The sequence below is a fragment of the Luteimonas fraxinea genome (assembly GCF_021233355.1).
GTDB lineage: Bacteria > Pseudomonadota > Gammaproteobacteria > Xanthomonadales > Xanthomonadaceae > Luteimonas > Luteimonas fraxinea.
On sequence record NZ_CP089507.1, the window covers coordinates 678,254 to 704,502 of the forward strand.

The 26,249-nt window shown below is 66.0% G+C and carries 11 protein-coding genes and 2 tRNA genes; 4 read left to right on the forward strand and 9 right to left on the reverse strand.

Annotated features, from left to right (window positions below; genetic code table 11):
* Position 1 precedes the first annotated feature (1 nt).
* A complete protein-coding gene (locus LU699_RS02945) occupies positions 2-1,489 on the reverse strand; it encodes an MFS transporter (RefSeq protein ID WP_232134597.1) in 1,488 nt (495 codons plus the stop codon).
* A 198-nt stretch (positions 1,490-1,687) separates the two neighbouring features.
* On the opposite strand from LU699_RS02945, the gene LU699_RS02950 reads away from it, so the two are divergent.
* A complete protein-coding gene (locus tag LU699_RS02950) occupies positions 1,688-3,304 on the forward strand; it encodes an alpha-glucosidase (RefSeq protein WP_232134596.1) in 1,617 nt (538 codons plus the stop codon).
* 144 nt (positions 3,305-3,448) lie between these two features.
* Here LU699_RS02950 and LU699_RS02955 read toward each other — a convergent pair whose 3' ends face one another.
* The gene (locus LU699_RS02955; RefSeq protein WP_232134595.1) at positions 3,449-4,381 is read right to left on the reverse strand and encodes an oxygenase MpaB family protein; all 933 of its coding nucleotides are present in this window, start codon (positions 4,379-4,381) and stop codon (positions 3,449-3,451) included.
* A 307-nt stretch (positions 4,382-4,688) separates the two neighbouring features.
* On the opposite strand from LU699_RS02955, the gene LU699_RS02960 reads away from it, so the two are divergent.
* Positions 4,689-7,436 (forward strand): TonB-dependent receptor, encoded by a 2,748-nt coding sequence (locus LU699_RS02960; protein ID WP_232134594.1) that lies wholly within the window; start codon positions 4,689-4,691, stop codon positions 7,434-7,436.
* A gap of 53 nt (positions 7,437-7,489) precedes the next feature.
* On the opposite strand, the gene LU699_RS02965 is transcribed toward LU699_RS02960, so the two are convergent.
* From LU699_RS02965 to uvrB, 4 genes are all read right to left on the reverse strand, one after another.
* Positions 7,490-7,714, reverse strand: coding sequence for a hypothetical protein (locus LU699_RS02965; RefSeq protein ID WP_232134593.1), 225 nt, complete (start codon positions 7,712-7,714; stop codon positions 7,490-7,492).
* Positions 7,714-16,449 carry a glycoside hydrolase family 94 protein gene (locus LU699_RS02970; protein WP_425491190.1) on the reverse strand — a complete coding sequence of 2,912 codons (8,736 nt, stop codon included), beginning with the start codon at positions 16,447-16,449 and terminating at the stop codon, positions 7,714-7,716. Before LU699_RS02970 ends, LU699_RS02965 begins: the two co-directional genes overlap by 1 nt.
* 327 nt (positions 16,450-16,776) lie before the next feature.
* Positions 16,777-16,851, reverse strand: a tRNA-Val gene (locus LU699_RS02975).
* 58 nt (positions 16,852-16,909) lie between these two features.
* Positions 16,910-18,943, reverse strand: a complete 2,034-nt coding sequence (gene uvrB / locus LU699_RS02980) for an excinuclease ABC subunit UvrB (RefSeq protein WP_232134592.1) — start codon at positions 18,941-18,943, stop codon at positions 16,910-16,912.
* 321 nt (positions 18,944-19,264) lie between these two features.
* Between uvrB and LU699_RS02985 the strand changes: the two genes are divergently transcribed.
* Together LU699_RS02985 and LU699_RS02990 are read left to right on the forward strand one after the other, a co-directional pair.
* Positions 19,265-19,792 carry a GspH/FimT family pseudopilin gene (locus LU699_RS02985; RefSeq protein WP_232134591.1) on the forward strand — a complete coding sequence of 176 codons (528 nt, stop codon included), beginning with the start codon at positions 19,265-19,267 and terminating at the stop codon, positions 19,790-19,792.
* A gap of 145 nt (positions 19,793-19,937) precedes the next feature.
* Positions 19,938-20,014, forward strand: a tRNA-Asn gene (locus LU699_RS02990).
* Between the two features lie 66 nt (positions 20,015-20,080).
* Here the strand turns inward: LU699_RS02990 and LU699_RS02995 are convergent.
* The 3 genes from LU699_RS02995 to LU699_RS03005 are packed head-to-tail and all read right to left on the reverse strand — an operon-like array spanning position 20,081 to position 26,248.
* Positions 20,081-20,548 (reverse strand): type IV pilin protein, encoded by a 468-nt coding sequence (locus tag LU699_RS02995; protein WP_232134781.1) that lies wholly within the window; start codon positions 20,546-20,548, stop codon positions 20,081-20,083.
* Positions 20,548-25,764 (reverse strand): PilC/PilY family type IV pilus protein, encoded by a 5,217-nt coding sequence (locus tag LU699_RS03000; RefSeq protein ID WP_232134590.1) that lies wholly within the window; start codon positions 25,762-25,764, stop codon positions 20,548-20,550. The genes LU699_RS02995 and LU699_RS03000 overlap by 1 nt, the downstream gene beginning before the upstream one ends.
* A 13-nt stretch (positions 25,765-25,777) precedes the next feature.
* On the reverse strand, positions 25,778-26,248 hold the full coding sequence (locus LU699_RS03005) for a pilus assembly PilX family protein (RefSeq protein WP_232134589.1): 471 nt from the start codon (positions 26,246-26,248) through the stop codon (positions 25,778-25,780).
* Position 26,249 lies beyond the last annotated feature (1 nt).

Genomic DNA, 26,249 nt, shown 5'->3' on the forward strand with positions numbered 1-26,249 from the left:
GTCATCGCGCTACCTGCTCCGAGAGCGGCCGGGAGACGCGCAGCGCGCACAGACCGGCGATCGCCAGACTCGCGCCGCCGAGCGTCAGCACGCGCATCGGCGCGCCGCCGAACACTTGGCCGAGCAGAAAGCCCAGCGTGCTCACCGCGACCAGCTGCGGGATGACGATGAAGAAATTGAAGATGCCCATGTACACGCCCATCTTGTGCGCGGGCAGGCTGTCGGACAGCAGCGCGTACGGCAGCGACAGGATCGAGGCCCAGGCGAAGCCGACGCCGGCCATCGACAGCAGCAGCCACTGCGGATCGCGGATGAAGGCGATCGACACCAGACCCGCGCCGCCCAGCCACAGGTTCACCAGATGGGTCATGCGCAGGCCGAGGCGGCGCGCCATCCACGGAATCGCGACGGCCGCGAGCGCGGCGAAGCCGTTGTAGGCGGCGAACAGTACGCCGACCCAGTTCGCGCCTTCGTTGTAGGCGGCGGACTGCGGATCGGTGGTGCCGTAGTGGGTCTGCGCGACCGCGGCGGTCGTGTAGATCCACATCGCGAACAGGCCGAACCACGAGAAGAACTGCACGACTGCGAGCTGACGCATCGTCGTCGGCATCGCATGCAGGTCGCCGGCGATCGCGGCGACCATGCCGCCGCCCAGCGCCACTGCGAGCAACCGCAACAAACCGTAGGCCAGCGGCAGCGCGGCGAGCACATAGAGCATGCGGTCCCAGCCCATCGCCCAGACCAGCGCCACGCCGGCGATACCGACCAGCAACCACGGCAGTCCACCGATCGCCGCGGGCACCGGCACATCGGCGCCTGCCACGCTGCCCGGCGGATGCGCATCGTCGAACGCGGCCAACGCCTCGGGCGGGTACTCGCGCGTGCGCAGCACCGTCCACAGCACCGCGCCGATCAGCACGGCGCCGCCGAAGTAGAACGCGTAACGCACGGTGTCGGGCACTTCGCCGGGGCCCGCGGTATTCGCGACACCGAACTTCGCCAGCACGAACGGCAACGCGCTGGCGACGACCGAACCCACGCCGATGAAGAAGCTTTGCATCGCATAGCCGGTCGGCCGCTGCTTCGGCGCGAGCTGGTCACCGACGAAGGCCCGGAACGGCTCCATCGACACGTTGAGCGAGGCGTCGAGCACCCACAGCGTGCCGGCCGCGATCCACAGTTCGGGCGAGTTCGGCATCACCAGCAGCGCCGCGGTCGAGAACACCGCACCCCACAGGAAATACGGGCGGCGGCGGCCGAGGCGTGTCCACGTGCGATCTGAGAAGTAGCCGATCACCGGTTGCACCAGCAGGCCGGTCAGCGGCGCCGCGATCCACAGACCAGGCACCTGTTCCATGTCCGCGCCGAGCGTCTGGAAGATGCGGCTGACGTTGGCGTTCTGCAGGGCGAATCCGAACTGGATGCCCAGAAAGCCGAAACACATGTTCCAGATCTGCCAGAACGACAGCTGCGGTTTCGCGTTGCGCATGTGCTGCGACTCCCCTCCCAAGGACCGCTGCATCGCACCAACGCCGGTGCGTGCATGGCTGCATGGTAACGAGCGTGTCGCGACGCGCCGCGACCTGCATACGTATTCATCGCATGCAGGCGCATCACGCGCTTTCGCCGGCGCCATGCGATGCACTACTTTCGCTGCGCGCCCGGCCGGCGCGAGACGAGAGCGGCGATGAGCGAGAGTCCCTGGTGGCGCGGTGCGGTGATCTACCAGATCTATCCGCGCAGCTTCATGGACAGCAATGGCGATGGCGTGGGCGACCTGCCCGGCATCATCGCGCGTCTGGATCACGTCGCCTCGCTCGGCGTCGATGCGATCTGGGTGTCGCCGTTCTTCCGCTCGCCGATGGACGACTTCGGTTACGACATCGCCGACCAGTGCGACGTCGATCCGATGTTCGGCACCCTGGCCGATTTCGACGCGCTGCTGGCCAAAGCGCATGCGCTGGGCCTGAAGGTCATGATCGACCAGGTCTTCAGCCACACCTCGAACGCGCACGCGTGGTTCCGCGAAAGTCGCGAGTCGCGCGGCAACCCCAAAGCCGACTGGTACGTCTGGGCCGATGCGAATCCCGATGGCACGCCGCCGAACAACTGGCTGTCGATCTTCGGTGGCCCGGCGTGGAAGTGGGAGCCGCGGCGCCGGCAGTACTACCTGCACAATTTCCTGTCGAGCCAGCCGGACCTCAACTTCCACAACCCCGAAGTGCAGCAGGCGACGCTCGACTACGTGCGCTTCTGGCTCGACCGCGGCGTCGACGGCTTCCGTCTGGATTCGATCAACTTCTGTTTCCACGACGCGCAGCTGCGCGACAACCCGCCCAAGCCCGAGGCGCTACGCATCGGCCGCGGCTTCTCGCCCGACAATCCATATGCGTTCCAGTACCACTGGTACAACAACACGCAGCCGGAGAACATCGGCTTTATCGAACGCCTGCGCGTGTTGATGGACGGCTACACCGACGTCGCCGCGCTGGGCGAGATCTCGTCGGAGGATTCACTGGCGACGACGGCCGAATACACCAGCCCCGGCCGCCTGCACATGGGCTACAGCTTCGAGCTGCTGGTCGACGATTTCAGTGCCGGCTACATCCGCGACACCGTGCAGCGCCTCGAAGCCGCGATGGACGGCTGGCCGTGCTGGGCGATCTCCAACCACGACGTGGTGCGTGCGGTCACGCGCTGGGGCGGCGGCACCGCGGGCGCGGCGTTTGCCATCCAGATGATCGCGCTGGTGTGCATGCTGCGCGGCTCGGTGTGTCTGTACCAGGGCGAGGAACTCGGCCTGGCGGAAGCGGACGTGCCCTATGAGGCGCTGCGCGACCCCTACGGCATCACCTTCTGGCCGAACTTCAAGGGCCGCGACGGCTGCCGCACGCCGATGCCGTGGACCGGCGATGCGGATGCGGGTTTCTCGACCGGCACGCCGTGGCTGCCGATTCCTGAAATGCATCGCGCGCAGAACGTGGCCGCTCAGGACACCGACGGCGATTCGGTGCTCGCGCATGCGCGCCGATTCCTGCAGTGGCGGCGCACGCAGCCTGCACTGCGCACCGGCAGCATCGCGTTCCTGGACACGCCGGAACCGGTGCTGGCCTTCGTACGCGAGCGGGACGCGGCGCGCGTGCTCGTCGTGTTCAACTTGTCGGCGGCGCCGGTCGAATGGCGTACGACACAGGCCGCGCATCCGCTGGACGGCCATGGTCTGCCGATGGGCGAACTGCACCACGGCACGCTGCAGCTGCCTGCGCACGGCCTCTACTTCGCGGAATTGGATGCGGCCGACTGAGCGTTCGGTTGGGGGGAGCTCTGAACTAGCTGTTCTTGCTCGCCATTCCCGCAAGGAAGAATCCTTGAACACCGATGCAGAAGTCCGTGGATTCCCGCCTTCGCGGGAATGACGGGCTTGCTCAGGGTTCCTTCGTTCGTGAAGTCAGCCGGATGTCGGTTCGGGTGGCGGCCACGTGCGCAGGATCGACGGCGACACCCCCACTCGCCTGCAGGCGCGCGCCCCCGCACCATCGGGCAACGCGATGTGGAACAGCGGCGCCAGGCCGCGCAGGGCACGTGCGCAGGCGCGATGCCGCGCACGCTGCAGCGTGGTGATGCCCAGCATCCGCTCCGCCCACGGTGGCAGCAGCGCCGCGCCCGCACCGAGAAACAGGCCGCGCGAAAGCGCCGCGCCCGGCACCGGCAGGCGGATGCGCGACAGCACCTGCAGCACCTCGCGCGCGCGATCGTCGTAACGCAGCGCCGGCCGCACCGCATCGAAGTACGCCGCCATCGCCGCGCGGCTCGCCGGAATTTCGATCGCGCCCAGCGCAGCGGCGACGCGATGGCCCTCGGCGTAATAGCGGTCCTGCGCCCACACCGGCATCTCGACGCCGGCGTACGTGCGGAAGCCCTGCAGGAATGCGTAAGCCTCGCTGGCATGCACCCACGACAGCAGCGCGGGATCGTTCGCTGCGTACGGCGTGCCGTCGGCGGTGGTCCCACGCACGTGCGTGTGGATCGTGCGCACCCGCGTGATCAGCCGCTCCGCTTCCGCAGTCCCGGCGAACGAGGTGCCGGCGACGAAGCCGGTCGTGCGCCGCAGCCGGCCGACGAGATCATCGCGGAAGTCCGAATGGTCCCAGACGCCCGCGAGCACCTGCGGATGCAAGGCCTGCAGCATCAACGCGCACAGGCCACCGGCGAGCATGCCCGGGAAATCCGCATGCACCCGCCAGGTCCCGCTGTCAGGCCCGAACAAGCCGGGGTCGCCCGCTGGCGCGTCGTAATCGATGCCGCTTTGCCCGCGCGGAAACACGCCCAGAACCCAGCGGCGCAATGCGGCGGCGAGTGGCGCGGTCAGGGGTGAAGACATGCCGCGATGCTAACGGACGCGCCGCGACGGGCCGGTCGTCGGCGATGCGCGATGGTTTCGATCGCGCGGCAGCGGCGCACGATGAGAACGGTTTCCGTGGACACCGAAACACCACGCGACGCAAGCCCGGACACCCGCGATGGCATCACTGCAGGCACGACGCAATGAATACGTATGCAGCGCGCGTCCGGTCGGCGAACGCGCGACTACCATGGCCGCGAACCGATCCACGCCCTGCCCCCACGGCGGTCGTCGACGGCACAAACGAAGAAACACTGCTGTCCGCCGGACACCCTTGGGAGGGGAGATGTCGAAGCTCGATCGCAACCTGCTCAGTGCTGCGCTGTCGTCGGCACTGCTGATGCTCGCCGCTGGCGCGCACGCACAGACCACTACGAATTCCTCGAACACCGCCGCCGCGGACGAGGCCACCGAACTCGATGCGGTCAAGGTCACCGGCATCCGTCGCGGCATCGAGAGTGCGATCTCGATCAAGCGCGATGCGACGTCGATCGTCGAAGCGGTCTCCGCCGAGGACATCGGCAAGCTGCCTGATGTCAGCATCGCCGAATCGATCGCGCGCCTGCCCGGCCTGTCGGCGCAGCGCGTCGCCGGACGCGCGCAGGTGATCAGCGTGCGCGGCCTGTCGCCCGACTTCGCGACCACGCTGCTCAACGGCCGCGAAATGGTCAGCACCGGCGACAACCGCAGCGTGGAGTTCGACCAGTACCCGTCGGAACTCGTCAGCGGCGTCACCGTGTACAAGACGCCCGACGCCGGCCTGTTCGGCCAGGGCCTGTCGGGCACGCTGGACATGCAGACGGTGCGGCCGCTGAACTTCAACGAGTCGGTCATCACCCTCAACGGCCGCTACCAGCGCAACTCGCTGGGCGAAGCGGCGAAGACCGACCCCTACGGCAACCGCATCAGCGGCAGCTGGATCGGCCAGTCCGCGGACCGTCGCTTCGGCTTCTCGATCGGTTACTCGCACAGCGATACGCCGATCCAGGAGAACCAGGTCGGTCTGTACGAACCGTGGAAGACCGATGCACGGCCCGGCCTGGCCCCCGGCACCTGGGCCACCGACGGCATGAAGGCCCTGCGTCGCACCGGCTACACCAAGCGCGACGGCGTGATGGCGACGCTGCAGTTCCGGCCGTCGAACGCGTGGACCAGCACGCTGGACATGTTCCACTCGCGCGCCGAACAGGAAGACACCGCGAACCAGTTCGAGGTCAACACGCAGTTCAACGGCTCGTTCCCGTGCAATCCGGAATGCGTCTACAGCAACGTGCGCACCAGCGAGAACGGCAGCTTCGCCGGCGGCACGCTGAGCGGCGTGTACCCGCTGGTGCGCGGCATCTACAACCACCGCGAGGACCGCATCTCGGCCGTGGGCTGGAGCAACGAGTTCAACTTCGAACGCGCGCGTCTGTTCACCGACATCAGCTGGTCGAAGGCCAAGCGCTCGGAGATCAGCCTAGAGAACAATGCCCAGCGTCTGCCGAATCCATCGTTCGACACGATCGAGCTCGACATCCGCCGCGATGATTTCACCCAGCTCGCGCCGGGCCTCGACTACTCGAATCCCGAGCAGCTGTTCCTGACCAACACGATCTACGGCTCGGGGTACGGCAAGACCCCGCAGGTCGAGGACGAACTCAAGGCCGCGCGCATCGGCCTGACCGTGCCCGCGCCGGAATCGATCGCGTGGCTGGCCGACTTCGACTTCGGCCTCAACCACACCGACCGCGAGAAGTCGAAGCGCCAGCCCGAGGGCAACATCAATCTGGGCCCGCAGGGCGACACCGCCATCGCCAGCGACCTGCAGTACGGACTCGTCGATCTGGGCTTCGCCGGCGTCGGTTACATCCCGGCCTGGAACGTGCCGGCCGCGGTCGCCCGCTACATGGTGTTCGAGCCGACCGAGGATCTCGATTACCTGATCCCGAAGGCCTGGACCGTCAGCGAGAAGATCACCAGCGCCTTCGCCCGCGCCAACCTCAGCACCGACTGGGGCGCGACCACGGTCACCGGCAACGTCGGCGTGCAGATCCAGCGCGTCGACCAGTCGTCCGCGTCGCGCTTCTTCGACTCGACGCAGCCGCCCGGCAGCAACGTGCGTCCGTTCGAATCGGGCAAGACATATACCGACGTTCTGCCGAGCATGAACCTCGCGTTCCAGCTGCCGGGCGAGCACACGCTGCGCGTGGGTCTGGCGGAACAGGTTGCGCGCCCGCGCGTCGACCAGCTGCGTTCCTCGCTGGAGTTCGGTGTCGACACCGCGACCGGCCGGCCCGGCGGCAGCGGCGGCAATCCGCTGCTCGATCCGTGGCGCGCCTACGCGTTCGACGTGTCGTGGGAGAAGTACTTCGGCAACCGTGCCTACGTGGCCGCGGCGTTCTTCTACAAGGACCTGCGCACTTACATCTACACGCAGACGCGCGACGACTACGACTTCTCCGATTTCGTCGCCAGCTACGTGCCGCCGCCGAACTCGCCGCCGGTGCAGACCATCGGCAACTTCACCGCGCCGCAGAACGGCGAAGGCGGCACGTTGCGCGGTCTGGAGCTGACGGCCTCGCTGCCGTTCGATCTGTGGACCGAATCGCTGCGCGGTTTCGGCATCGTTGCCAGCGCCAGCTTCAACGACAGCAGCATCCAGATCTTCGATCCGGAAAGCGCCAACAGCGTCGGCAGCGGTCCGATCGACCTGCCGGGCCTGTCCAAGCGCGTCTACAACCTGACGGCGTACTACGAGCGCGACGGGTTCGAGGCGCGTGTGAGCCAGCGTCGGCGTTCGGACTTCATCGGCGAGATCGGCAACTTCGATGGTGCGCGCACGCTGCGCTACGTGGTCGGCGAGAACATCACCGATGCGCAGATCAGCTACAGCTTCGGCGAGGGCTCGTCGTTCGACGGCCTGACCCTGCTGCTGCAGGCCAACAACCTGACCAACGAGGCCTACCGCACCTACGCCGGCACGCGCGACCGGCCGCTCGAGAACCTCGAATGGGGTCGCACGTATCTGGTGGGTGTGAACTACAAATTCTGAGTGCGCGACATCGGGATTGAAGAAGGGGCGGCCCGCAAGCCGCCCCTTATTGTTCAACGACGGCCAGGCCGCGCGCAGCCTGCGTCGGTGAGCATCGTCTCCAGACGCGCCTGCACCGCGGCCCGTTCGTCCCCATCGCGTGCCCGCGCGAGGATCTTTGCCGAGAGCGCATCGAACTGCGGCCAGAACGCATGCGGGTCGCGCAGCTTCTCGCGCCAGACCGGGATCATCCCGGCCAGCGCATCGAGTGCACTTTCGAGTTCGATGCGCAGTCCCATCAGGCCACGCCGCCTGCCGGTCGACGCGGCCAGTGCAGGACGACTGCATGCACCGCATCGTCGGTGTGCAGCGCGATCTGCAGATCGGCCTGCTCCTGGCCGTCGAGCGTGAGCTTCGGCGCCTCCGCATCCGTGCGCGTGACTTCGATGCGATATACCGCCGCGCCGTGGCGCAACTGCATCCGGTAGCCGGGCCATTCGTCAGGAATGCATGGCTCGATCCGCAACGTGTCACCGCGACGCTGCAGACCCAGCAGCGATTCGCTGAGCAGGCGATACATCCAGCCCGCCGAGCCGGTGTACCAGGTCCAGCCGCCACGCCCGACATGCGGCGCGACACCGTAGACATCGGCTGCCATGACGTAGGGCTCGACCTTGTAGACCGCCGTGCCGGCAGCGTCCTCGGCGTGGTGGACCGGATTGATCATGCGCGCGAGTTCCCAGGCGCGCTCGCGATCATCGAGCGCGGCGAACGCCATCGCCGTCCACACCGCCGCATGCGTGTACTGGCCGCCGTTCTCGCGCACACCGGGCACGTAGCCGCGGATGTAACCCGGATCGTGCGCGGTCTTGTCGAACGGCGGATCGAGCAGCTGGATCAGCCCGGCCTCGCGCTTGACCAGATGCGTGTCGAGCGCGGTCATCGCCTGACGCGCACGCGCCGGTTCGGCAGCGCCCGACAGCACCGACCAGCTCTGCGAGATCGAATCGATCCGGCACTCGTCGCTGGACTGCGAGCCGATCGGCGTGCCGTCGTCGAACCACGCGCGCCGGTACCAGCCGCCGTCCCAGGCTTCGGCTTCGAGATTGGCCTGCAGGCGTTCCGCAGCCGCGACACACGTAGCCGCGAACGTGGCGTCGCCGCGCGCGGTCGCGACCGAGATGAAGCGTTGCAGCACGTCGTAGAGGAAGAAGCCCAGCCACACGCTTTCACCGCGGCCGCCCTCGCCCACCCGGTTCATGCCGTCGTTCCAGTCGCCGGTGCCGATCAGCGGCAGGCCGCGCTCGCCGACCAGCGCCATGCCGCGTTCCAGCGCGAGCACGCAGTGGTCGTAGAACGACTGCACGCGTCCCGAGTTCACCGGCAGGTCGTAGTACGACTCCTCGTCGGCATTGACCAGACGGCCTTCGATGAAACCGACGCGCTCGTCGAGCACGCTGGCGTCGCCGGTGACTTCCAGATAGCGGCAGGCCGCGAGCGGCAGCCACAGGTAGTCATCGGAGCAGCGCGTGCGCACGCCGCGATCGGCCGGCGGGTGCCACCAGTGCAGCACGTCACCCTGCGGGAACTGGTGCTCGGCACTGAGCAGAAGATGCGCGCGGGTCAGCGCCGGCATCGCGTGCACGGTCGCCATCGTGTCCTGCAACTGGTCGCGGAACCCGAACGCGCCGCCGGACTGGTAGTAACCACTGCGCGCGACATACCGGCAGGCCAGCGTCTGGTACAGCAGCCAGCCGTTGACCAGTAGATCGGTCGCCGGCTCGGGCGTTTCCACCCGCACGGCGCCGAGCGTCTGCAGCCAGTGCAGGCGCACGCCGTCGAGCGCATCGTGCGCGGGCATCGAACCGTGCAGAGCCGTCGCCAGCTGCAGCGCGGCGTGCATGTCGTCGCCGATGCCGAGCCGGAACACGGTTTCGGTGGCCTGCTCGGGTGCGAGATCCACCTGCACCTGGATCGCGGTGCACGGGTCGAGGCCCGCGCCGAGGCGGCCCGACAGGCGCTCGCGACGCAAGGCATCCGGATCACGCAGGCTGCCATTGCGGCCGAGGAACTCGGTGCGGTCCGCGGTGAACGTACGGCGATCGCCATCGACATCGAAGAACGCGACGCGCCCGCCGAATTCGGTGTTGTAGGGATTACGGGCGGTCAGCACGCCAGTCGCCGTGTCCTGCTCGGTCACGACATGCATCTGCGACTTCACCCGGATGTCGCCGAGCACCCACTCGACGTAGCCGGTCGCCGACAGCCGGCGCGCCCGCCCGGACAGATTGCGCAGCTTCAGTACCGAGAACTTCACCGCATCGCGCAGGCCGACGTAGATCCACAGCTCGCTGGCGATGCCGTCCTCGACGTGCTCGTAGACGCTGTAGCCGAAGCCGTGGCGCGTGCGATACGCGCCACGGCCGCGCATCGGCAATGGCATCGGCGACCACACGTGACCGCTCTCCTCGTCGCGCAGATAGAACGCTTCGCCGCCGGTGTCGGACACCGGATCGTTGTGCCACGGCGTCAGCCGGAACTCGTGCGCGTTCTCGAACCAGGTGTAGCCTGGCCCGCTCTCGCTGACCACGCTGCCGAGCTTCGGATTGGCCATGACGTTCGACCAGGGCGCCGGCGTCGTCGCGTCATCGTCGAGCACGATCACGTACTCGCGGCCATCGGCGGCGAACGCGCCCAGCCCGTTGTCGTACAGCACCGCATCGGCAACCGCTTCGAACGGCCACGGATCCTCGTCGTGCGCATCCGGATCGCGCGCCGGCGGCAGGCCATAGAGGCCCGCAACCACGTTCGCCACGGCCGCGTCGTCGTCATCGAGCGACGGGCGTGCAGCCGGATCGCTCGCCACCAGCAGCGGCGCGCTGCGCGCCGGCGCCACGTGACGCGCGACCTGCGCCGCCAGCGTGCCGTACTGGTCGCTGACGATCACCCGCGCCACCGACTGGATCAGGATGCGGTCCTCCTGCGAGATCTGCTGCGCCGGCCGCACGAAGATGCCGCCGGGACGATCGAGCACATTGCCTTCCGGCCCCGCCGAAACGAGACCGAGAATCTGCTCCTGCAGTTCCTGGCGGTAGCCGACCTGGTCCTCGTTCCAGATCACCAGATCGACCTGCAGGCCCTTGAGGCGCCAGTACGCGTGCGCCTGCACCATCTGCCGCACGAGTTCGATGTTCTCCGCCACCGCGATCTGCACCAGCACGATCGGCAGATCCCCGGAGATCGAATGGCCCCAGAGTCCCGACTGCCCGCGGCGGTTCTGCAGCAGCACCGCGCTGTCTGCGCGCAGGAACGGGTGCGCGAACGTCAGCAGTCCGGCAATGCGCTCGTACAGCTGCGCGTCGCCTTGCGTCGCATTGATCTGGCGGCGCACGACCTGGCTGTGGGTCCATGCAAGATCGAACACGCGGTCCGCCAGGCGCCGGTCGCGGTATTTGTCGAGCAGCGCGGCGCACGCGTCACGATCGCCACCGACACCGGTGACCAGATCGAGGATCGCAGTCTGCTCCGGTGCCAGCGTCACGCGCACGCGGATCGCCACGACGGGATCGAGCACCGAGCCGGCGGTATCCGACAGCGGGCCCGTGCTGCGCATCGCCAGCGGATCGCGCGGTGTCAGTCCGCGGCCGATGAAGCGCGCGCGATCGGTCTCGTAGGAAATGTCGACGATGTCGGCGTCGTGCGCGGCGACGAGATGGAACATCCACGGCGGGATTTCGTCGTGCGCACGCGGGCGACGCGTGCACAGCAGCGCCTGCTTGTCGCGCACGATTTCGGTCTGCACGAACAGGTTGCTGAAGGCCGGATGCAGCTCGTCGGAGATCGCCGGCGCCAGCACCACCTCGGCATAGGTCGTGATCTCGATCGTGCGCGAGCGGCGCGAGCGGTTGCTCAGGCGCAGGCGACGCAGCTCGATGTCGTCCTCGGCCGAGATCGCGATCTCCAGATGCGTCTCGATGCCGCGCCGGCGACCACGGAACTCGGCCTTGGCGTCTGAGAAGATCGCCTCGTAATGCTCCACCGGCACGCAGGTCGGCTGGTGCGCGGCCGACCACATGTCGCCGTTCTCGACATCCTGCAGATAGCAGAAGCTGCCCCACTGATCACGCGTGCCGTCTTCGCGCCAGCGCACCACCGCCATGTCGTGCTGACGCAGGTAGCCACCACCGGCGCTTGTGAGCAAGGCATGCATTCGGCCGTTCGACAGCATCTGCACGGCGGGACGTGTGGTGTCGGGCGTACGGAACACGCGCAGCTGGGTTTCGTCACCGCCGCTGCTGGTGCGCACGCCGACCGATTCGACCTCGTGCGGCCGGAACACGCCGGTGCGCGGCACGCGTTCCTGCAGCAGCAACAACGTGGCCTGGAACTCGGCGTCGGCGACAAAGCGTTTCTGCATCGGCTGCTCGCGCAACAGATGATCGAGCGCGAGGAAACCCATGCCCTGGTGATGCGCCATGAAGGAGCGGACCACCGCATGCGTCTGTCCGCGCGGCAGGCGCGAGGGCGTGTAGTCGATCGCCTCGAACAGGCCGAAACGCCCCGAGAAACCCGCCGCATCGAGCCGCTGCAGATTCTGCGTCGCCGCTTCCGGCGCGACCATCAGCGCCATCATCGTTGCGTAGGGCGCGATCACCAGATCCTCGCCGAGTCCGCGCTTGAGCCCGAGCCCCGGCACGCCGAACGCGCGGTACTGGTAGTTCATCCGCGTGTCGACGGTGTTGTAGCCGGACTCCGAAATGCCCCAGGGCACGTCGTGCTGGCGGCCATACGCGATCTGCGCCTGCACCGCGTGGCACGCGGTCTGGTCGAGCAGCGTGTCCGGGTAGCTCGGCATCACCAGCTGCGGCATCAGGTATTCGAACATCGAACCGCTCCACGACAGCAGCGTCGCGTCGCCGTCGACCTCGGTCAGCAGGCGACCCAGTGCGAACCACGTGTCCTGCGGCAACTGGCCCTGCGCGACCGCGACGAAGCTGCAGAGACGCGCTTCCGAAGCGAGCAGATCGTAATGCCCCTGATCGAGACGGCGGTTGTCGACGTCGTAACCGATCGACAGCAGATGCCGCGCGCGGTCGTAGAGGAAGCCGTATTCCATCAGCGAGAACTGGCCCGCAACGTGCGCCAGGCGCTCCAGCTCGTGGACCTGCGCGCAGGCCCAGGCGCGCACATCTGGCGCGATACCCGGCGCGCACAGCGCCCGCAGGGACGGCACGCCGTCCTCGGCGGTCAGACTGCCGGCCGTGGCGGCCGATGCGGGCAGGCACGCACCCAGCGCCTGGCGAGCGTGCTCGCAGGCATCGATCAGACGCGCGGACCAGTGCGCCGGCGCGTCTTCCTGTGGATCGTAGGTATCGACCGGCGGCGACAGCGCCGCCAGCGGCAAGGCGAGCGCGGCCAAAGCTTCGACCGTCGCCATCGCATCGCGCAGCGTGTCCGGCGTCGTGGCCAGCGCGATCGCGAGACGCGCATCGAATGCATCGATCGCGACGTTCCACGCCGGATCCGCGTTCTCCTGCACCGCGTGCAGCTCGCGCAGCACGCCCAGCGTGTGCGAGAGACCCGCGAAGGTCTGCGGGGCGAGCACCGGCGCGTCGATCAAACCCAGCAGTCCCTGGCGCAAGGTCAGCAGATGCCCGGCGAGATTGCCGCTGTCGACGGTGGAGATGTAGCGCGGCGGCAACGGCGCCAGCGTTTCGGTGTCGTACCAGTTGTAGAAGTGCCCGCGGTGACGCTCCATGCGATCGAGCGTGGCGAACACACGCTGCGTGCGCTGCACCACGGCAGCGGTCTGCAGGTAACCGAAATCCCAGGCACCGAGATTCGCCAGCAACGACAGGCCGATGTTGGTCGGCGAGGTGCGGCGCGCGACGACCAGCGACGGATGTTCCTGGATGTTGTCGGGCGGCAGCCAGTGGTCTTCTTCGCGGATGTTGACCTCGAAGAACGCCCAGGTGCGACGCGCCAGGCGGCCGAGAAAGTCCAGCTGGACCGTCGACAGCTGCGCGCTGCGCTGCGGCGGCGCGCGTCCCAGCCACGCCATCAGCAGCGGCGAGATCGTCCACAGCAGCAGCACCGGTCCGGCGACCCACAGGCCCGCGGGATTCGTGCGCATCACCAGCAGCCCGATCAGCACCGACAACACCGGCGCGCCCCACATGCTGCGCAGTTCCGCGGCCATGCCGCTGCCGAGCGAACGCTCGACCTCGCTCGACGGATTCCACTGCAGCAGATGGCGGCGACTCACCAGCGTGCGCCACAGGGTCAACGCGATCGCCGACAGGCTGAACATCGCCTCGTAAGGCAGGCAGGCGAAGTTGACCGCGGCGCGCACGAGGCCGCGACCGGTCGCGTCTCCGACCTGCAGCAGATGCGTGTCGAGACGCATGTCCGCCGGCTTCGACAGCAGATCGCGCAGCGCCGGGATCAGCACCGGCGCGAAGAACACCGTCAGCAGCCAGAACGTCCACGCCAGCGGCGCGGCAAGCGTGGCCCAGCCGAACACCAGCAGCACGAGCGCGGCGGCGGGCACCAGACTGCGGCGCAGGTTGTCGAGCAGCTTGCCGCGCGACAGCCACGACAGCGGATTGCGCACGCTGCCGTCCTTCGCGGTCGGCACCCACGGCATCACCCAGGGCAGCAGCTGCCAGTCGCCGCGGATCCAGCGATGGCGACGCTTGACGTCAGCGGCGTAGCGCGCCGGGTAGTCCTCGTACAGACGCACGTCGCTGACCAGACCGGCGCGCGCGTGGCAGCCTTCGAGCAGGTCGTGGCTGAGGATGCGGTTGTCGGGGAAGCGGCCGTGCAGTGCCTGCTCGAACGCATCGACGTCGTAGATGCCCTTGCCAACGAAGGAACCTTCGCCGAACAGGTCCTGATACACGTCCGAGACCGTGCGCGTGTACGGATCGATGCCCGGCTCGCTGCCGTACATACGTGCATAGCGGCTGATGCGGCGGCCGCTGAAACTGCTGCCGACGCTCGGCTGCAGGATGCCGTAGCCCCGGGTCACGCGATTGCGCTTCGGATCGAACACCGCGCGATTGAGCGGATGCGCCAGCGTGCCGACGAAGGCGCACGCGGCATCACGCGGCAGCCGCGTGTCGGTATCAAGCGTGATCACGTAGCGCACGTTGGCCAGCACTTCGGTGCGGCCGACGATCTGCTGGAACGCACCCGTGCCGGCGCCGCGCAGGAAGCCGTTCAACGCGGCGAGCTTGCCGCGCTTGCGCTCCTCGCCGATCCAGCGCCCTTCGCCCGCATTCCAGGTGCGCGGCCGATGGAACAGGAAGAACCGGTCGCCGCCGGGCGCGGGACTGTCGGCGAGATAGCGCTGGTTGAGGCCCGCGATCAACGTGGACGCATGCGCCAGCACCGCAGCATCGCCGGGCAATGTCTGCTGGTCGGCGTCGAGATCGTCACTGAGCAGGGCGAAATGCAGATGCGGATCGCGATTGGCGAGGAAGCGCACCTCGAGACCTTCGACCAGCGTATCGACGCTGGCGATGTCGCCGAACATGCACGGCACGACGACCAGCGTGCGTTCGCTCGCCGGCAGGCCGAGCGAGAAATCCAGCCGCGGCAGCGGCTTCGGCGCGACGATCACCGTGGCCAGCCAGTTGGTCAGCGCGATTCCGAGTTCGCTGAAGACCAGCAGCCCCAGCAGCACCAGCACCCACGTCGGCGCCCAGGGGACCAGATGCGCGCCTGACTGTCCGACCAGGCCGGTGGTCGCCAGTGCGACGACCACGGCGATCATCGCCAGATAGACCGGCAGCGGCACGGTGCGTGGCGCCATGTGCGCCTTGCGGTGTCCGTGCGCCGATGCGAGCGTCGCCACGGTGCGGTCGATGCCGTCGTCGACGAGGTAATAACCGACGTGCGCTTCGATGCTGTCGGCGGGATGCGCCTGCGCCAGCTGCACGGTGGTCTGCGCGACCTGCACTTGGCTGGCGCCGGAGCGCCTGGCGATCGTTTCGACCGCATGGCGGTAATGATCGCGGGTGGCGAAGTCCATCAGACCGTAGGTCGCGCCCGGGTCTTCGCGCAGCGCCGCGTCGACCAGACTCATGGTCTCGACGTACTCGCGCCAATCCATGTTCGCGAGGAAACGCAGGCTGCCGATGCTGTTGCCGATCGACACCTGGTCGGCCGCCTGCTGCTGGCTTTCGGCATGGACCAGTGCCTCGATGCGCAGGCCGCTGTCGGTCAGCCACTGCTCGATCCATGTCAGCGGCAGCGACAGCAACGCGCCGCGGCCGTGCAGGCCACGCGTCAGTTCGGCGACGAACGCGCCAGTGGCCGGCGGCTGGCTACGCGCCATGTCGGCCACGACCAGCACGACATCCTTCGGTGACTCGGACGCGGTGGCATTGAGACGCTCGGCCCAGCGCCGCGCACGTCGATGATCACGGCCGTCGCGGATCACGCCCGCGGCCATGCGCCGCAGATTCTCCAGCACCGCGAGGCGCAGCATGATCGGGATCGCCCACAGTTCGCCGAGCGTCAGCGGCGTGACCGACTGGTAGGCCGCGACGAAGCGGCTGAGCGTGACCGCATCCACCTGGCCGTCGCCGTGCGCGACCGCTTCCATCGCCAGGTCGTACACCCGCGGCAGACCCGCCGACGCGCCTTGCGACAACGCCGGCAGCTCGCGGCTGTAGCCCTTGGGCAGATGGCGCCGTGCCAGCCGGACCTGTTCTTCGATCAGGTGATAGTTGTCGAGCAACCACTCGCCGGCCGGGGTGATGCGGATGTCGTCGCGGACCATCAGCGACAGGAACGTGCGCGCGTCTTCGAGCAGCGCCGCGTTGTCGCTGAGTCGCGCCAGCAAACGATCCGGCACGCGGCCGGCATGGATGCGATGCGTCAGCGCGAGCGCCTTGCCGTGCAATTCCATCTGCTCGGCGCTGAAGAGCTGCGCGCGGAGCGGCGCCTCGGTCTCGAGGTCGGACGAAACGGTGGTGTGCGACAACCGACCGAACCGGCGGCGCAAGCGCAGCCAGCGGCGGGACATCCTCGAAGCAGCGTGCATGGAGGATCCTGTCAAGCCGACGGCCTGCTTGCCGCTAGGTTGCGCCCCGATCGCCCGCGGCGGTGTGATGAAAGCGCGTGCGTGCGAGGCCGACGATCAGGCGCCACAGCGCACATCGACGGGACTGCGTGCGACATGTCGGCCTGATCGTCGGACACACGCATGCGACCGGGCATCGGTCTTCAGAATTAAAAACGGATTCAGCGTGACGGGGCGCTCGGCCAACCCTGCGTCACATCGGCGCGGAGACGATCTCCATCCGCGCCGGATCTTCGTGCCACCTCACCCTGCTGCATCAAGGGTTGGAGGTGGTGGGCGGTACAGGGTTCGAACCTGTGACCCCTACCATGTCAAGGTAGTGCTCTACCGCTGAGCTAACCGCCCGAAGGGTGCGAATCATACACCGGATTCGCGCGTTGTCGAATACCCCACGTGCAAATTTTTATCGGACCAGGCTCGCATCCTTGATCTGACGGATCTGATCGCGGATGCGACCGGCGGCCTCGAACTCCAGGTCGCGCGCGTGCTGGTACATCTGCTGCTCCAGCGCCTTGAGGCGCGAGGCCAGCTTGTCGGGCGACAGCGCGGTGTAATTCTCGGCCGGCTCGGCAACCTTGCGGCTCTTGCCGCGCCCTTTCTTCTCCATCTCGGGTTCGGCGCGGGCGCCTTCCATGATGTCGACGATCGCGCGCGCCACCGACGTCGGGGTGATGCCGTGCTCGGTGTTGTACTCGACCTGCTTCGCCCGGCGACGGTCGGTCTCGTCGAGCGCCATCTGCATCGAGTTGGTGATGCGGTCGGCGTACAGAATCGCCTTGCCACGCAGGTTGCGCGCCGCGCGGCCGATCGTCTGGATCAGCGAACCGCCCGAACGCAGGAAGCCTTCCTTGTCCGCATCGAGAATCGCGACCAGCGACACCTCGGGCATGTCCAGACCTTCACGCAACAGGTTGATGCCCACCAGCACGTCGAACTTGCCCAGCCGCAGGTCGCGGATGATCTCCACGCGCTCGACGGTGTCGATGTCCGAGTGCAGATAGCGCACCTTGATGTCGTGTTCGCCGAGGTACTCGGTGAGGTTCTCGGCCATGCGCTTGGTCAGCACCGTGATCAGCACGCGATCGCCCATCTCGACCCGCTCGCGGATCTCGCCGAGCACGTCGTCCACCTGGCTGGCGACCGGGCGGATCTCGACCTGCGGATCGATCAGGCCGGTCGGACGCACGACCAGTTCGGTGATCTGCCCTTCCGACTTCTCCAGCTCGTACTTGCCGGGCGTCGCCGACACGAAGATCGCGCGCGGCGCACGGCCTTCCCACTCCTCGAACTTCAGCGGCCGGTTGTCCATCGCCGAAGGCAGGCGGAAGCCGAAGTTCACCAGCGTTTCCTTGCGCGATCGGTCGCCTTTGTACATCGCGCCGATCTGCGGAACGGTCACGTGCGACTCGTCGACGACCAGCAGCGCGTCGGGCGGCAGATAGTCGAACAGGCACGGCGGCGCCTCACCGGGCATGCGCCCGGTCAGATGCCGCGAATAGTTCTCCACACCGTTGCAGTAGCCGACCTCGGCCATCATCTCCAGATCGAACTGGGTACGTTGCTGCAGCCGCTGCGCCTCGACCAGCTTGTTCTCGGCGTAGAACTGCTCCAGCCGCGGCGGCAGTTCGGCCTTGATGGCCTCCACCGCTTCGAGCGTCGTGCGACGCGTGGTGACGTAATGCGACTTGGGATAGATCGTGTAGCGCGGCAGCGTGCGCTTGGTCTCGCCGGTCAGCGGATCGAACTGGGTGATGCGCTCGATCTCGCCGTCGAACAGCTCGATGCGCAGCGCGTCCATTTCCGATTCCGCCGGATGGATGTCGATGACCTCGCCGCGCACACGGTAGGTACCACGGCGCAACTCGGTGTCGTTGCGGCTGTACTGCATCGCGGTCAGGCGCTGGATCAGCTCGCGCTGGTCGATGCGCTCGCCGCGCACCATGTGCAGCACCATCCGGAAGTACTCGTTCGGATCGCCGAGGCCGTAGATCGCCGACACCGAGCAGACCACGATCGCATCGCGGCGCTCGAGCAGCGCCTTCGTCGCGGACAGACGCATCTGCTCGATGTGCTCGTTCACCGAACTGTCCTTCTCGATGTACGTATCCGACGACGGCACGTAGGCCTCGGGCTGGTAGTAGTCGTAGTAGCTGACGAAATACTCGACGGCGTTGTGCGGAAAGAACGACTTGAACTCGCCGTATAGCTGCGCGGCCAGCGTCTTGTTCGGCGCCATCACCAGCGTCGGCTTCTGGACCTGCTGGATCACATTCGCGATCGTGTAGGTCTTGCCGGACCCGGTGACGCCGAGCAGCGTCTGATGCGCCAGCCCGGCCTCGAAGCCATCGACCAGCTTTTCGATCGCCTGCGGCTGATCACCCGCCGGCTGGTAGGGCGAGACGAGCTGGAACGCGGCGGGATGGATGACTTCGTTCATGGCGAGGGGCAATCCGGGGAGCACGGGACATGGGGACGGAAGCGACCGGCGACAACAGAAGCGCGGCGCCACCAGCCAGATGCGGTCAGGGCCCGGACATCCTCGCGACGCCACCGCCCACGGTAGCAGTGGGCGGTTTCCGACCTCCATGCGGGACGCCGGCCGGCTGCAACGCCGCGGGAACAGGCCGACTCTGAACGACCTGCAGGATCGCAGGTACCCGGTGCAGGACTTGAGACGGACGCAGCGAACGGGACATGACGGAACCACTCGCCACCGCACGCCGAAGGCCCCGCCCAGCGACAGGACAAGGATGTCCTCATGCGCCAGCAACACGGACTCACTCTCATCGAGCTGATGACCACGCTTGCCATCCTCGCGCTTCTCGGCACGTTCGGACTCTCCGCATTCGTCGAGACGCTGGCCCGGCATCGTGTCCAGACCGCCTTGCACCTGATCAGCGCGGACCTCGCAATGGCCCGCAGCACGGCGATCATGCGCCGGAATCAGGTGGTCGCCTGCCCCGGCAATGCCCTGCTCGGCTGCCGCCCGGACGCCGACTGGAGCCACGGTTGGATCGTCTTCACCGATCCTGACGGCAACCGTCAGCCCGACACGGAAGACGACCTCATCCGGGTCGCCAACGCGCCATCCGGCGCGCCGCAGAGCATTCGCCTCGCTTCAACCCGCAACTTCGTTAGATATCAGCGCGACGGGCGCAGTGCAGGCACCAACCTGACGATCAATGTCTGCCGCGGCGATGCACTGGGCGGACAGGTGGTGGTGAACAATCTGGGGCGGGTGCGCAGTGCTAGACCCAACGGCGAACAAGCCTGTCCGTTTCGATGAGCATTCCCACTTCGTGTTCAAGGCGCCTGCAACGTGCACGCAAGCGTTGACCAGATCCGCACAGCAGGAGCTATCCGTCACCCACTGCAAGACGATGACATGGCGCTTGACCCGCGCGGTGAACCGACTAGAATGTGCCTCCCCAGCCCGAATAGCTCAGCCGGTTAGAGCACTTGACTGTTAATCAGGGGGTCGTTGGTTCGAGTCCAACTTCGGGCGCCAAGTGTCAGAAAAAAGCCGCGATCACTCGCGGCTTTTTTCATGCCAACTGCATGCATATCGATTGCATTACCAGCACTCTGTGGCCGTCATGGTCGGGGCAGGAGAACCCGTCACGCCTTTCTGGCCTGCCTGATTCAACGTCAGGGTCCTGCACCTTGCGTCCTGCGCCTGCGAGGTGCCCGCAACAGGCACCGCCTGGAGCTGGAGGACGGCGGGATTGGCGGCATTGTCCACCCGTGAAATGGTGTAATACGCCTGTCCCGTGCCGCGGGGCGAACGCGTTTCTGCGGTCGCCAGCGCAAAACTCGTGAAGCTGCCATTGACGGTACGGTGTCGTTCTGCACGTTGCGCGACGTCGAGCAGATCCACCTTCGCCTGCCCGCGCCGGCCCTTGCGGATCGATTCCTGATAGGACGGCAGTGCGATGGACGCAAGGATCGCGATCACAGCCACCACCACCATCAGTTCGATCAGGGTGAAGCCGGCGACCCGATGCCGGCCTGTTCGATAGTTCCCACCGATGCGCAAATCCATCATTTCAGCTGCCTCCACGATTGCCGGCCACAAGGACGGGGCAGCACGAAGCCACCGGGATAAATAACGACCTGGCACTGCTCGAAGGTCGCGCAGCTGCTGACGGCAGGATCACATGTCGGATTGATGCGCTGCACAGGATTGATGTTGGCCACCGCGCTACCCACCACCGGTGGCTGCACCGCGCCATCTGCACTACCGATGGCGACCGCGCCACAGTCCGCGCCTGTGCAGGCGACCGTGGCGCTCGGCAACACCTGCACGTTAGCCAGAGCGCCTGCACCCGACAGCAGATCCAGGCCGTACTGGAAGTTACTGCCACCCGGATCGCAACTGTTCGCAGTTGGCGAATACGTGGTGAAGAACACGCGTCCGCTCTGGATGCGCGGCGTCGCGATAAATCGTTCTCCCGTGCCGGCACCAGTGCCAATCTTCAGGTCGAGATACCAGCCACGTACGGCGCCGCTACCGAAATAATTCACCGGCGTGCGGGAAATGCTGCGCGTGATGAACTCACCATTGGTCGACTGTGTGCCGATGGACTGGATTTGCAGATTGGCGCGGGTAATGGGAGTCGTTGTGACGCGTGAATCGTCGTAGATCGCGTACAGCGACTGCACCTGCGGCGACGCCGGCACATCGTTGTCACGCTCGAAGACATATCGCCCCGTGCCGAAGTACACCATCACGCCATTGCCGGGCCCGGCAGCAACCCGCAGACCGCCGGTGATTGGCTGGCGCTGCGTCAGTCCCGCTTCGTTCGTGGTGGCCTGGCTGCGGAACAGCGGCGTATTGCTGTTGGCGACACTCCAGTTCGCGGCACTGGCATTCGACAGATCGAACTTCCACAGATTGCCCTGCAAGTCCCCGCCATACACGGTGTCGACACGGCCGTCCCCATCGCGGTCGATTGCGGTGATCTGACCCAGACCATTGACGGGATCGGTACCCCCGGCACGGCAGGCCTGATCCAGAATCCCGCCCAACAAGCCACAAGGCACACTGAAGCCAAACAACGTTATCGAAGCCACGGCGCCATCGTTGCCGGTCAGCTTGGTGATCACCTCACCGGTGAACGCGTCCAGCACGTACAGCGACGGGTCGCTGCGCTGACCACCATAGCCATTGCCAAACAGCACGCCCCACTTCCCATTCTGAAGCGGCACCAGCAAAGGCTTGCCGTACACGTTGCCGATATCGTTGTCGATGTTGGCGTTCCGCTCCCAGAGAATCTGGGTCGCTGCCAACGTGGCAGGCGCCGAGACATCGAGTGCGAACACCGACTTCGCGCCACCACCGCCCGAGCCGATCAGCAACGTCTTCCAGCTGGCGTCAGACGCAGTCTGCTTGGCATCACCCACGGTGATCTGTCCATCCACGAAATACTTGTGCTCGAAGCGCAAGTCCGGTGTGGGCAAAGTACCCAGTGCCCCCAACGCCGCTTGCGGAATGAACGCAAACAGTTCCCGTCCGGAAACTCCCGGCCGAGCGCACGCCACATTCGCATTCGGTGCCGCGCAGGGCTGCGTGCTCGCATCGAACGCGTGCAACATGCCATCGTTCGCGCCGACATACGCCACCGTCGGGCGACCTGCCTTCTGGCTCACATAACCGCCCGCGCCCGAATAGCCGGAGAACATGGCGCCGCTGTACGACCCGTAGCCGAAGTCTGCGCGCGGTGCCACGACCACCGGCTCAGAATTGACGATATCGCCCAACACCGAAGACCGCACACGCAGCGTGCCGGCGTTGCCAGCCCCCAGCTCATTGCGCTGATCGCCTCGGAGATATTCCACGATCTCGTCCGCCGTGTACGTCTTGCCGTACTGCGTCAGCGTGTTGGTGATTCCCATCTGCGCCAGCGTGACGTTGCCGGTTGCAAACTGCACCTTCGAAGTCGGCTGCCCGTTACCGTCGAGCGAACGGATCGTCCAGATATTCCGCGACGCCGCAGCCGGGATTCCCGCCTGTGCAGACCAGAGCGTAGTGCCCAGTCGGCCCTGCGAATCGAGCGATACCGCTGAAAGATTGCCGGTCCAGTCCTTTCCGTTGCGCGCACGCCGGAACGTCGGCTGCAGGGTGAACGAGCTGTCGCCGACGCGGGCACCGCTGATCGTGGACACACCCACCGCGAGGTCACGATTGGCAATATCTTCGAAGGCGCGTGACAACTGGTCCTTCAGGTTGAGCGGATTGGTGACCAGGAAGTAATTGTCGGGAACGCCGTCACCATTACTGTCCCACTGGGGCGAGTTGGGCGAGCCGTACTTTGCGGCATACCAGAGAGGATTGTTCAGCAGCACCGCCGCGGTTCCCGTCAACGAGGGCGAGAAGGACCGCGTCGACGTCAATGGCAACTGCTGACCGCACAGCCCGGTCGTGATGCTGCGGCAACCACCCGGAAGTGTCGGGTTCGGCGTGTTCAGATCGTAGGGAATGAAGCTACCCGCACCGGAGTCACGATCGCGAACCTCCAGATACACGCCATCCTGGGTGGTGCCGCTGATCACGTACCCCATGTTCTGGTCGGCGCTGCCCGCCGCGTACTCGGAGTCGAGTGTCACTGTGATGGTGGTGCCATCTGCGTTCGCGAGCACGGTGTAGCGAACGATTGCGTCCATGTCGTAATCGTTGCCCTGCTCCGAATCCTCGTAATTGATCCGGAACACCGCGTAGGGCCGCCCCCCGTTGATCGTAGTATCCGTCGGCTGGCCCGGGAGGTTGGCGATACTCTCGACGTAGAAGTGCACGATGTTGTTCGTCGGCTTGCGAGGCCCTTGACCGAACGTACCGCTCGCAGTTTTTGCGAACGGCACGATCGTAATCGTCCGCCCGTTGACTGGAAATTCGATGCGCGGCAGCGGCGATGCCAGCGCGATGGAGTACGTGCTGAGGTTCTGTTGTCCCCCAGCCGCGCTCAGATCGGTGTTTCGACCAAAGCGGGCGACGCTTGCCGCATAGTAGGTGCCGTTCTTGGTGGGCTCCTCCGGCGACAGTCCGCGGATATTCCCGAAGCTCGTCGCACGTTTCACCGTTGGCGCACCGTCGGTGACACCTGCGGACTCGCCGATAAAGACATCGCGCGGGCCACCGAACTCTGCATTCCAGATCGCCTGGCCTTCGGATGCGGCGCTGAACCCGGAAATCGTGGCGGGCGTGTTGCCCTGGTTCGTGATCGCACCCGCGAAACTGCTTCCCGGAAGATCACCGTCGTAGCTCGGATTGATATCGCTGATGATGGTCTGGTAAGGCCGCGCGCAGGACGGATAGCCGCCGGATGCTGCATAGGGGTCGCGCCAGGTTTCGGTCTCCAGCCCCATCTGCCGCTCTTCTTCGCCGCCCCGGTCGCTTCCGCCCGTCGCAAACCTGGGCGTCGCAGCGCCCGCACCCGCGAAGTAGCGCATGCTCTCGTACATCATCTCGGCAACCGGATTGCCCCACATCCGGCACTGGCCATTTGCGAGCGGCACGGACGAATTCGGCGTCGGGCAATTGCCCTGGTTGGCGTCCCAGCTCCAGTTCACGTCGCTGTTGAGGTTGTTGTAGCCCGCTGCCTGTCCCTGATAGCCGCCGCCGATCATGCGGAAGCGGTCGATGGTGCGTGCAATGCCATTGACATTGGTGCGGAACACACCCGTCGCGGGATCGATTTCGTCTGCGAAGTTGGAAATATTGCGGCGAAGCACGCCGCCTTCGAGATTGTTGCGCTGCGAGCCGGTGATCAGCCCGAAATACATCCGCTGGGTTTCACCGTAGTCATGCAGGATGCCGGTCGGCTTGTAGCTGAGATTCGGCGCGGTGCCGTACACCTTGCAGCTCTCGTCGCGAAGATTCGCCGTCGCGGGACAGGTTTCCACGCGCACGAGATAATCGGTTCGTCGCCGCGCTGAGGCAGGACTGAACGTCAATAGCCCCCAGTTGTCGTCACCCGTGCCCTCCTGGTGACGGAACATGATCGGATATGTGCCCGCAGCCAAATTCAGCGAGACCGAATACTGGTCGAGATTCGTGTCGCTCCGGTTGCTGCCATGGCCGCCATACCAGCCCACTCGGCGTACCCCATTCAACCAAAATTCCACCGCGTCATCGCCGTCGACGGCGAAACGGTAGGTGCCCGCGACCGGAATCACGATGGAGCCGGTGATCTGGGTCAGATAATTATCTTGGCCACAGCCGTTTCGCCCCCCGAACGGATTGTTGTTGCCGCCTGATGTGTCGATCTGCGCAATGGGCCCGTTGCCGCAAAGGTTCAGCGGAGTCGCCTGCGCCGTGAAGAGCGCGGCCATCTCGACAGCGGTGGCTGGCGAACCGCTTCCCAAAGCCCGCCGCCACGTCGTGATGTTCAGATTCTGATACTGCGTGGACGGCACAACCGCCCAGTTGCGCGAGCCGTCGAGGCAGTTGACACGGGCATTGTTCGCGGTGAAACAGGAGTTGCCGGCCACCGGACCTTCGATCGACACCCAGTTCCAGATTCGGTAATCACCATTCTCCAGAACGCGCAGCATCGGCGAGCTGTTGTCGACCATGGAGGTCACTGCAAACAGGTGGTACTTGCCGATTCCGGGCGTGCTCAGCGGCGCATAGTCCGCAATGTTGTAGCCGTCACGCGCAGTGCTCTGGTACTCCTTGCCCCAGCTATGACCATCCTGGGGGAAGAACGCGCCCTGCAGGATCGTGCTGGCAGCCGTATCTGTCTGACGCCAACCGCCGTACAGCACGCGCCGCAGTGCATCCATGCGAGACATGGACAGATAATTCAGAAAATCGCCACTCCACTGCGACGAACACTTCTTGTCGCTGGCGACCGACTTGGGTACGAAACGTCCGTTGCCGGTCGGACTGCGATCGCCTTCCCACTCGTAGCAGACGTTGGAGTTGAAGTATCCGTAGTAGTCGATCTTGAATTTCGAACTGCCATCGGTCGGCGCCGGGCTCTTGAGCTGCCAACCGCGATAGCCAATGTCGAGAGATCCGTCTCCGTCCAGATCAGAAGCATCGTTATAAGCGGGCAGATAATTTTTGTGGTCGCGCCCCATGACGATCATGTTCAACGGCGGCTGCGCATCCTTGATGTACAGCGGCGTCTGCGCAACGATCGGCGGCGCCGAGAACAGATACGCAGGATCGGACTTGACGACCGAGACGCCCGCAAACGCGATCGCAACTGCGGCGACTGCGAGGCTGACTTTTGTCTTGCGGGATGAGAGCGTCATGGGAGTCACCGGATCAGGGAATGAAGACGGTGTCGATCACCGCTTCGGAGCTGGACAGCAGAGCGGAACTTCGATCGCGGGCGAACGAAGTGACCTGATAAATGTGATCGGTGCGCTCCGACTCGTCTACAGGAAGATCCATCGCCCCCCACGCAAAACACAGATCCATTCGCCGAACGTGGGGCGCGGCGCCGCCGTAGCCCTGCGGATCGAATGCCGCGGTGCAATTGCGAGGCGCGATGTTGGTCGCAGGCAACTGCCCGGCGAGCACTGCAGTCTTCAGCGCAGTTTCGCGCAGTCGCGCTTCGCCTTCCGCATTCTGGAATGCGCGATTGGTCGCTTCGTAATTCGACGACATCCTTTCCTGGAGTCCGGCGACCTGCATCGCCACGATGCCGATCAGCGTCAGCAGAATCAGGATGATCAATGCAACATAGAGCACGGCGCCGCGCTGCCGGGCCGGTGAGTTCATTGAGAGCGTCATG